Source organism: Verrucomicrobiia bacterium (assembly GCA_035765895.1).
GTDB lineage: Bacteria > Verrucomicrobiota > Verrucomicrobiia > Limisphaerales > DSYF01 > DSYF01.
The window spans coordinates 11838-21403 of sequence record DASTWL010000052.1 but is presented as its reverse complement, the minus strand read 5'-3'; the positions used below and the strand labels follow the sequence as shown (position 1 = coordinate 21403).

At 63.7% G+C, this 9566-nt stretch carries 6 protein-coding genes; all 6 read left to right on the top strand.

The features are described 5' to 3' along the window. The first annotated feature begins 2 nt into the window (after positions 1 to 2). Entirely contained in the window at positions 3 to 1604 is a 1602-nt protein-coding gene (locus VFV96_10910) for a peptide chain release factor 3 (protein HEU5070905.1), read from the top strand. 148 nt (positions 1605 to 1752) lie between these two features. After that, the gene (locus VFV96_10905) at positions 1753 to 2358 is read left to right on the top strand and encodes a TetR/AcrR family transcriptional regulator (protein HEU5070904.1); all 606 of its coding nucleotides are present in this window, start codon (positions 1753 to 1755) and stop codon (positions 2356 to 2358) included. A 90-nt stretch (positions 2359 to 2448) separates the two neighbouring features. After that, on the top strand, positions 2449 to 5637 hold the full coding sequence (locus VFV96_10900) for an efflux RND transporter permease subunit (GenBank protein ID HEU5070903.1): 3189 nt from the start codon (positions 2449 to 2451) through the stop codon (positions 5635 to 5637). Continuing rightward, on the top strand, positions 5634 to 6809 hold the full coding sequence (locus VFV96_10895; GenBank protein ID HEU5070902.1) for an efflux RND transporter periplasmic adaptor subunit: 1176 nt from the start codon (positions 5634 to 5636) through the stop codon (positions 6807 to 6809). The genes VFV96_10900 and VFV96_10895 overlap by 4 nt, the downstream gene beginning before the upstream one ends. Beyond that, positions 6806 to 8281: an efflux transporter outer membrane subunit gene (locus VFV96_10890; GenBank protein ID HEU5070901.1), complete on the top strand. Its 1476-nt coding sequence runs from the start codon at positions 6806 to 6808 to the stop codon at positions 8279 to 8281. The genes VFV96_10895 and VFV96_10890 overlap by 4 nt, the downstream gene beginning before the upstream one ends. A 216-nt stretch (positions 8282 to 8497) precedes the next feature. Then, complete coding sequence (locus VFV96_10885; protein HEU5070900.1) at positions 8498 to 9547, top strand: ROK family protein; 1050 nt, start codon at positions 8498 to 8500, stop codon at positions 9545 to 9547. Positions 9548 to 9566: the final 19 nt, after the last annotated feature.

Sequence of the window (9566 nt, the reverse complement as noted above, 5' to 3'; positions counted from 1 at the left end):
TTGTGGATATTGCCAAAGAAATCCAAAAACGGCGCACGTTCGCCATCATCTCGCATCCGGACGCGGGCAAAACGACGTTGACGGAAAAGCTCCTGCTTTACGGCGGCGCCGTGCAGCTCGCCGGCTCGGTAACCGCGCGCAAGAACCAGCGCGCCACCACGTCCGACTGGATGGAACTCGAAAAGAAGCGTGGCATCTCCATCAGCTCGACGGTGCTCCAGTTCGACTACGACGGCTACCGCATCAACCTGCTCGACACGCCCGGTCACAAGGATTTCTCCGAGGACACCTACCGCGTGCTGACCGCCGTGGATTCCGTCGTGATGGTGATTGATTCCGCCAAAGGCATCGAGCCGCAGACGCGCAAATTGTTCGAGGTCTGCCGCCAGCGCGGCGTGCCGATCTTCACCTTCATGAACAAGTGCGACCGGCCGATGAAAAACCCGCTGGAGCTGATTGATGAACTCGAGCGCGTGCTGGGCATCGGCGCGTTTCCGGTGAACTGGCCGATCGGCAACGGCTTCGAGTTTCAGGGCGTTTACGACCGGCATACGAAGCTGATGCACCTCTTCGAACGCACGGTCGGCGGCCAATATCGCGCGCCCGTCGAAGTCGGCGGCATCGACGCCCCGCTCATTCGCGAACGCCTCGACGAGGAAACCTACCGGCGCACGGTGGAGGAACTCGACATGCTCGAACTCGCCGGCCACGAATTCGACGAAGCCGCCGTCCTCGCGGGCAAGACCACGCCGGTTTTCTTCGGCAGCGGCATCAACAATTTCGGCGTGCAGTTGCTCCTGGATGGCTTTCTGAGACATTCCCCGCCGCCGAAACCCCGCGTCATGGCGGGCATCGAGATTTCGCCCGAGCATCCGCACTTCAGCGGGTTCATTTTCAAGATTCAGGCAAACATGGATCCCAAGCACCGCGACCGCATCGCCTTCATCCGCGTGTGCTCCGGCAAGTTCGAGCGCGACATGACCGTGCACCACTCGCGCAGCGAGAAAAAGGTGCGCCTCTCCAGTTCGCACAAAATTTTCGGCAACGACCGCGAAACCGTGGATGAAGCCTTCCCCGGCGACGTCATCGGGCTCGTCGGCCATGACAGCTTTGGCATCGGTGACACACTCACGACCGACCCGAAGATTATCTACAAGGAAATCCCGCGCTTCACGCCCGAAGCGTTCAGCTACCTGCACAACCCAAACACCGCCAAGTTCAAACAATTCCGCCAAGGACTGGACCAATTGTTGCAGGAAGGCGTCATCCAGGCGCTTTATCTGCGCAACTCGGCGGTTAAAACACCGCTGCTGGCGGCCGTCGGTCCGCTGCAATTCGAGGTCGTGCAATACCGGCTCGAAAGCGAATACGGCGCCGAGTCACGTCTGGAAGCCGCGCCGTGGAATGTCGTCCGCTGGTTGCCGCCGGACATCAGCGAGGAGGCGCTGGATGGCCTCACCGTGCCCAGTGGCGCGAAGTTCGCCTACGACATCGGCAAAAACCCCGTGATCCTGTTCGCCAACGAATGGTCCGCGAACTACTTCGGCGAGACCAACAAAGGCGTGATCCTCTCCGCGTTGCCGGTGCAAACGGCGCGGGAGTAACGTAATTTTCCCCGGGCAAAACGGACTCCACCGGCGCTAATCGCACTTTTTGCGATTTTAATTTGACCGTTCAGTCAATTTGCGTATTTTGCGTCGCGCCCGCCAAAACAGGGTGGGTCCATGGATCAAAAAGAGCTGACGCGACTTTATGGGACGCACGAGTGACGCCAAGGAACGGTTGTTGCAGGTGGGGTTCGACCTCATTTGGAACCAGAGCTACGGCGCGGTGAGTGTGGACCAAATTTGCGAGCGGGCGGACGTCAACAAGGGCAGCTTTTACCATTACTTCCCATCCAAGGCCGACCTCGCCGTGGCGGCCTACGAGGAGCACTGGCGCGAGAAGCAGCCGGAGCTGGATCAGATTTTTTCGGCACAGGTGCCGCCCTTGGAGCGCCTCGAACGTTGGTGCGCCTACATTCAGAAACGCCAGAAAAAACGGGCCGAAAAGTATGGCAGCGTGTGCGGCTGTCCCTACGGCAGCCTCGGCACTGAACTGGCCACGCAGGAGGAAAAAATCCGCGCCAAGACCCAGGAACTGGTGGAGCGCACCATTCGCTACGTTGAAAGCGCCCTCGCGGATGCGCAACGTCAGGGGCTGATTGACGTGGCCGATCCGCAGGTGACTGCCACCCGCGTTTACTCGACCGCGCTCGGTTTCCTGCTCCACGCCAAGATCCGCAATGACCTCGGGCTGTTGCGCGACCTGGAGCCAACCGTCATGGACCTGATTGGCGCCCGCGCGGTCACCGCGTGACGGTCCTTTTCCCCGGATTAAAACCAAACGGGAGCATCCAACCGCTGTTTATTTGACCGGTCAGTTAACCCAAAGCCGTAAAGAGATTGTATGTGGATTGTTCGATTGGCATTGCGCCGGCCCTACACGTTCGTCGTGGCGGCGTTGTTGTTGGTGCTGCTGACGCCGCTGATCCTGCTCCGGACGCCGACGGACATTTTTCCGGCCATCAACATCCCGGTCGTCAGCATCATCTGGCAATACACCGGCCTCGACGCCAAGCAGGTCGAGCAACGCATCACCTACGCGCACGAACGCATCCTGACGGTTACCGTCAACAACATCGAGCACATCGAGTCCACCTCCTACAACGGCATCAGCGTGGTCAAGGTGTTCCTCCAGCCCGGCTCGTCGGTGGACACCGCCGTCGCGCAAATCACCGCCGGCGCCCAGACGATTCTGCGCCAGATGCCGCCCGGCATGCAGCCGCCGTTGATCATTCAATACAGCGCCTCCACGGTGCCGATTTCGCAATATAGCTTCAGCAGCCCGAAAATGTCCGAACAGGAACTCTTCGACGCCACGGCCAACCAGGTCCGCGTCGGCCTCTCCACCGTGCGCGGCGCCATGATCCCGTGGCCTTACGGCGGCAAATCACGCGTGGTCTCCGTGGATTTGAACCTGCCGGCGTTGAAGGCAAAGAACATTCTCCCGCAGGAAGTGGTGGGCGCGATCAACGCGCAAAACCTCATCCTCCCCAGCGGCACCGCCAAGATTGGCTCCACGGAATTCAGCGTTACCGTGGATTCCAACGCGCGCCTGATCGATGATTTGAACCACCTCCCGATCAAGGTCGTGGGCGGCGCGACCATGCACCTGAGCGACGTCGCCCAGGTGCATGACGGTTACACGCCGCAGCAGAACGCGGTGCGGCAGGACGGCGTCCGCGGCGCGCTGCTCACCATCATGAAGGCGGGCAACGCCTCGACGCTCGACGTGGTGAAGGGCGTGAAGGCCGCCCTGCCCCGCGTCATGGCCGCCCAGCCGCCGGATTTGCAGGTGAAGGAATTCGCCGACCAGTCGCTGTTCGTGCGCGCGGCCATCAACGGTGTGCTGCGCGAAGGCATCATCGCCGCCGCGCTGACCGCCGCCATGATCCTGCTGTTCCTCGGTTCGTGGCGCAGCACGTTCATCATCGCCCTGTCCATTCCGCTGGCCGTGCTTTGCTCCATCGCCACATTGAGCGCGCTCGGCGAAACCATCAACCTGATGACGCTCGGCGGTCTGGCACTGGCGGTGGGCATTCTGGTGGACGACGCCACGGTCGCGATTGAAAACATCCACCGGCACATGGCCACCGGACAGCCGTTGGAAGACGCGATCATGGTAGGTTCGCAGGAAATCGCGATGCCGGCGTTCGTCTCGACGCTCTGCATCTGCATCGTGTTCGTGCCGATGTTCTTCCTCACCGGGGTTGCGCGGTATTTGTTCGTGCCGCTGGCCGAGGCGGTCGTGTTCGCGATGCTCGCGAGCTACGCGATTTCCCGGACGCTGCTGCCGACGCTGGTGATGTGGTTCTATCGGAACGTGCAATTGCACGGGGAACACATCGACGAATCCCGGTCGCCGTGGTGGGTGCGTCCTTTTGTGCGGCTCCAGCGCGGGTTCGAAAGCGGCTTTGAACACTTCCGCCGCGGGTATCGCGCGTTGCTGGCCAGTTGCTTCGCGCACCGGAAATCCTTTGCCCTGTTCTTTCTCGCGCTGTGCGCCGGCTCGTGGCTGCTGACGGAATTCCTCGGCCGCAACTTCTTTCCGAGCGTGGACACGGGCCAGTTTCTGCTGCACCTGCGCGCCCCGACGGGCACGCGCATCGAGGAAACCGAACGCCTCGCCGGCGAAGTGAACGCAGTGATCCACCAAGTGGTCCCCGCCCGCGAAATCGGCGGCATCCTGGACAACATCGGCATCCCGAACTCCTCGATCAATCTGAGTTACAACACCAGCGGCGTGATTGGACCGGGTGACGCCGACGTGCTGGTGACGTTGAAGCCTGGCCACGCGCCGACCGAGAATTACGTCCGCGAATTGCGCGAGCGCCTGAACCGCGAATTCCCCGGCACCTTGTTTTACTTCCTGCCCGCGGACATCGTGAGCCAGACGCTGAACTTCAGCCTGCCCGCGCCGTTCGACGTGCAGATCGTCGGGCGCGACCAGGTCAGCAACCGCGCCCTGGCCGTGCGGCTCGCCGAGGAAATCAAAAGGGTTCCCGGCGCCGTGGACGTGCGGGTCCAACAACCGAACAACCTGCCGCAGTTCAACGTCGAGGTGGACCGCGTCAAGGCCGCGGGACTGGGCCTGACGGAGCAAAACGTGGCGAACTCGGTGTTGCTTGGCCTGAGCGGCAGCAGTCAGGTGCAGCCCGCGTTCTGGCTCAATCCGAATGTGGGCGTGCAATACCTCATCAACGTCCGCGCGCCGGAATACGCCATCAATTCAGTGCAGCAGCTCAACGCCATGCCCATCAGCGCCAGCCTGCCCGGCGCGGCCAACGGCCAGATTCTCGCGAACGTCGCCCGCCTCAAGCGCGTCGAAGTGCCGCCGGTGGTTTCGCACTACGACGTGGTGCCGGTCATCGACATTTACGGCGGCGTGGACGGGCGGGACCTCGGCGGCGTGTTGAACGACCTTCAGCCTCTCGTGGAAAAGCTCAAGAAAGATCTGCCCCGCGGCAGCAGCATCGTCCTGCGCGGCCAGGCCGAGACGATGCGCACCAGCTATTTCGGCCTTGGCATCGGCCTGGTGATGGCCATCGTGCTCATTTACTTCCTGCTCGTGGTGAATTTCCAGAGCTGGCTGGATCCGTTCATCATCATCACGGCGCTGCCGGCGGCACTGGCGGGTGTGGTATGGGGACTGTTCCTCACGCAAACGACCCTGAGCGTGCCGGCGCTGATGGGCGCCATCATGAGCCTTGGCGTGGCCACGGCCAACTCGGTGCTCGTCATTTCGTTCGCCCGGGAAAACCTGGAACGCGGCATGGCGCCCGTCGCTGCGGCGCTCGATGCCGGCGTCCAACGCATCCGGCCCGTGTTAATGACCGCGCTGGCGATGGTCATCGGCATGGCGCCCATGAGCCTCGGCCTCGGCGAGGGCGGCGAACAGAACGCGCCGCTTGGCCGCGCCGTGATCGGCGGACTGGTGTTCGCCACCATCGCAACCCTGTTTTTCGTGCCGGTCGTTTTCAGCTTCCTGCACCGGCATCACAAACCGCAGTCCCAAACCGCTTCGACAACGCCATGAACACAAACGCATCCTCCTCGCCCGACGCACCGCCGCCCGTTCGTTTACGGCGGGTCGCGGAAGTGGTCGTCCTCCTGCTCGTCATCGGCCTGGCCGTTGGCCTGGTGCCGCGCTGGCTGGCGCACCGCAAGCTGATTGTCGCGGCGCGCACCGAATCCGCGCCGACCGTGAGCGTCATCACGCCGACGCCCGCGCAAGCCGCATGGGGCACGCCCCTGCCCGCCGACGTGCAGGCGTTCATTCAGGCTTCGATTCATGCCCGGGCCAGCGGCTATTTGAAGGCGTGGCTCGTGGACATTGGCGATCACGTCACCAACGGCCAGGTGCTGGCGGAAATTGACACGCCCGAACTCAATCAGCAGCTCGCACAGGCGAAGGCCGAGGTGAACCAGGCGAAGGCCGCGCTCGACCTCGCCAAAATCACCGCCGACCGCTGGTCGGAATTGCTGAAGACCGCCAGCGTCAGCGAGCAGGAGACGGCCGAGAAACAATCCGACTACGCGCTGAAACAGGCGAACCTCGCCGCCGCGCAGGCCAATTACAACCGGCTGGAGCAGTTGCAGAACTTTGCCCGCGTCACCGCGCCGTTCACCGGCACCATCACCGCGCGCAACACGGACATCGGCCAGCTCATCGCCGCCGGCAGCGGGCCCGAACTGTTCCGCATGGCCCAGACCGATCCGTTGCGCGTTTACGTGCGCGTGCCGCAGCAATACGTCCACGCGCTGGCGCCCGGCCAGAAGGCGGAGCTGACGTTTCTCGAACAGCCGGGCCGCAAGTTCACCGGCGAACTCACCCGCACGGCCGGCGCGATGGATCCCGCCTCGCGCACGTTGCAGGTGGAACTGCAGGTGAACAATCCAAACGGCGACCTCCTCGCCGGCAGTTACGCCCAGGTGCGCTTCAACGAGTCCGCCGCGCCGAAAGTGCTGACTCTTTCGGACAACGCCCTGATTTTCCGTGCTGAAGGCATGCAGGTCGCGGTGGTTGGCGACGACCACAAGGCGCATTTGCGTTCCGTCACGCTGGGGCGCGACTTCGGCAAGACGGTGGAAGTTCTAGCTGGCCTGAACCCCGGCGACCGTATCATTGACAACCCGCCTGATTCCATCACCGACGGCATGACCGTGCAGGTGGCGCAACCGGAAACCAGGAATCTGGCCGCGCAATGAAAACCCTCACCGTTCTTGGTGGCGCCGGGCTGGTGCTGCTCGCGGGCTGCGCCGCCGGCCCGGATTACCAGCGTCCCGCCGCGCTCCCAGCGCAGTCCCTGCCCGCCGCCTTTGGCGCCGGCACCAACGAGTGGAAAGTCGCGGAGCCCGCAGCGCACCTGCCGCGCGGGACGTGGTGGAGCCTTTTTGACGACGCCGAATTGAGCCGGCTGGAGACGCTCGCCACCAGCGAAAACCAGACGCTGGTCGGTGCCGTCGCGCGCTTTGACCAGGCCCGCGCCGAGTTCGATCTGGCGCATGCCGATTTGTTTCCGAATCTCGCCGCCACCGGTTCAGCGACGCGGCAGCGCACCAGTGTAAACGCGCCCCAAAGCGGCAAGGCCGCCGGGGTTGCGCACACTTACAACACTTTTGCCACCGCGCTGGAACTTGGCTGGGAAGTCGATTTGTGGGGCCGCGCCCGGCGCGAATCCGAATCAGCCCGGGCCGCCTTTTACGCTGTGGCCGACGATCTCGCCGCCGTGAAGCTCGCACTGCAAACAGAAGTGGCCGCGGATTATTTCACCCTGCGCGCACTCGACACCGAGCGGGCCCTGGTCGCGGACACGATTGAAACGTATCGCCGCTCGCTCGAACTCACCCGCAACCGACGCCAGGGCGGCATCGTTTCCGATCTCGACGTCGCACAGGCCGAAACACAACTGCGCACCGCCGAGGCGCAACTGCCGGCGCTGGAACTCCAGCGAACGCAATTGCTCCACGCCCTCGCCACGTTGTGCGGCCAGCCCGCCACGAGCTTCAACGTTGCGGTCGCTGCGACCACGACGACAGATCGCGCGCTGCCGAATTTGCCCGTCAGCCTGCCAAGCGAATTGCTCGAACGCCGGCCGGACATTGCCGCCGCCGAACGGCGCATGGCCGCCGCCAATGCAAACGTGGGCGTGGCGCAAGCCGCCTTCTACCCACGCATCCGCCTCAACGGCCTCGCGGGATTTGAATCCGTGGACGCCGGCAGCGCGTTCAACTGGCCGAGCCGGATGTGGTCGGTCGGCCCCTCGCTGGAGCTGCCGCTGTTCACCGGGGGGCGCAATCGGGCCCAGCTCGCGGCCGCCCGCGCCGGTTACGACGCCACGGTGGCGAATTACCGGCAGACCGTGCTGAGCGCGTTCGCGGACGTGGAGGATCAACTCGCCGCGCAACGCCTGCTGGCCGCGCAACTGGATTCCGAACGCGCCGCGCTCGCCGCCGCCGAACACACGCTGGCGATTGCCAATAACCGCTACAAGGCGGGCCTGGTGACGTTCCTCGAAGTCGCCACCGCGCAAAGCGCCGCGTTGGAGCGACAACGCACGGTGGCCCAATTGGAAGGCGAGCAACGCGTCGCCACCGTGGGTCTCGTGAAAGCACTCGGCGGCGGTTGGGACACCAGCCAGTCGCTCGCCAACGTGAAAGCGGAATCGCCGGTTCATTGACCGGCAGTGTTCCCTCGCGTCTTCAGGTTCCGCGTTCAACGGCGAGCCATCCGCAACGGCACGCCGGGTTCGAAGCCGGCCCCGGCCGTTCATGCGTTCGCCGGCCTGAACTTGTTTTCCACCGCGCTGAACGTCGCCGGAGCCCATGCCATTGGCGGCTTCCCTTTTCCCGGCGCGTGAACCACACTGCTCGGACATTTGGAATCGACACGTGACATGAGTTCACCGCAACACCTCTACCTCGGCACCGACAGCGGCGCGACGACCACCAAGATCAACGCCGTCTGGGAAAACGAAGAACCCGTCTCCCGGAAAGTTTTTCAGCGCCCCACCAATTCCCAGCAGGGCACCACAGCGGTCATCAGCGGCTGGATCGAATCCTGCAATATTTTTCTCCAGGAACACCACCTGACCTGGGCGCAGGTGAATGGCGTCGGACTCGCCATTCCCGGGCCGTATCAACGTTACGGCGTGCTGGATCGTTCGGCGAATCTACCGCCGAGTTTCGCGGGCTGGGATGTGCATGAGGATTACAGCCGCGCGCTGGCGCAGGCCGCCGGGCGTCCGATTCCGCTCGTGATGGGCAACGACGGCCAGTTCGGCGGCGTGGCCGAAGCGCGTTACGCCCGGAAGGACACGAAACACTCCGTGTTGATGCTCATGCCCGGCTCCGGCCTGGGCTGCGCTTACATTGATCAGAACGGATTGCCGCTGCCCGGCGACACGCTGGCGAGCATGGAAGGCGCGCACATGCCCGCGCCGCTGCAAATGCTGGGCGGCATCAAGCCGTTCCCGTGCGGCTGCGGCCGCGACTGGGGCTGCTTCGAGGTTTACACCACGATTTCCGGCCTGCCGCATTTGCTGGAGGAAAAGCTGAAGAAATTTCCGAACCACGAACTCGCCACCGCCACCGGCACGCCGAAGGAAAAGGCGCTTTCGCTCCGCGGCCGCGCCCAAAAGGGCGATGCGCTGGCGCTGGAAATCTTCGACTTCCAGGCCCGCGCCATGGGGCTGCACATCGCGAACCTCACGCTCGCATTCGACGCCGGCATCGTCATCATTGGCGGCGGCTTGATGGACACCGAGGCCACCACGCCCGAATTCCGCGAGCGTTACCTCAAAGGCATCCGCGCGGCGGCGGAACCGTATTTCTGGCCCGCCCAACGCAAAACCCTCCAGATCGTGCCCGCCGTGCTCGGCGAACTCTCGCAAGCCATCGGCGCTGCGCTGGTGGCGCTTTACCGGCATCGGGCGGGCGTGGAATAAGTCTGAACAACCAGTTGCC

Coding starts and splice junctions, on each gene's coding strand:
- VFV96_10905 (HEU5070904.1), top strand. CDS start 1,753: ATGGGACGCACGAGTGACGCCAAGGAACGGTTGTTGCAGGTGGGGTTC.
- VFV96_10900 (HEU5070903.1), top strand. CDS start 2,449: ATGTGGATTGTTCGATTGGCATTGCGCCGGCCCTACACGTTCGTCGTG.
- VFV96_10895 (HEU5070902.1), top strand. CDS start 5,634: ATGAACACAAACGCATCCTCCTCGCCCGACGCACCGCCGCCCGTTCGT.
- VFV96_10890 (HEU5070901.1), top strand. CDS start 6,806: ATGAAAACCCTCACCGTTCTTGGTGGCGCCGGGCTGGTGCTGCTCGCG.
- VFV96_10885 (HEU5070900.1), top strand. CDS start 8,498: ATGAGTTCACCGCAACACCTCTACCTCGGCACCGACAGCGGCGCGACG.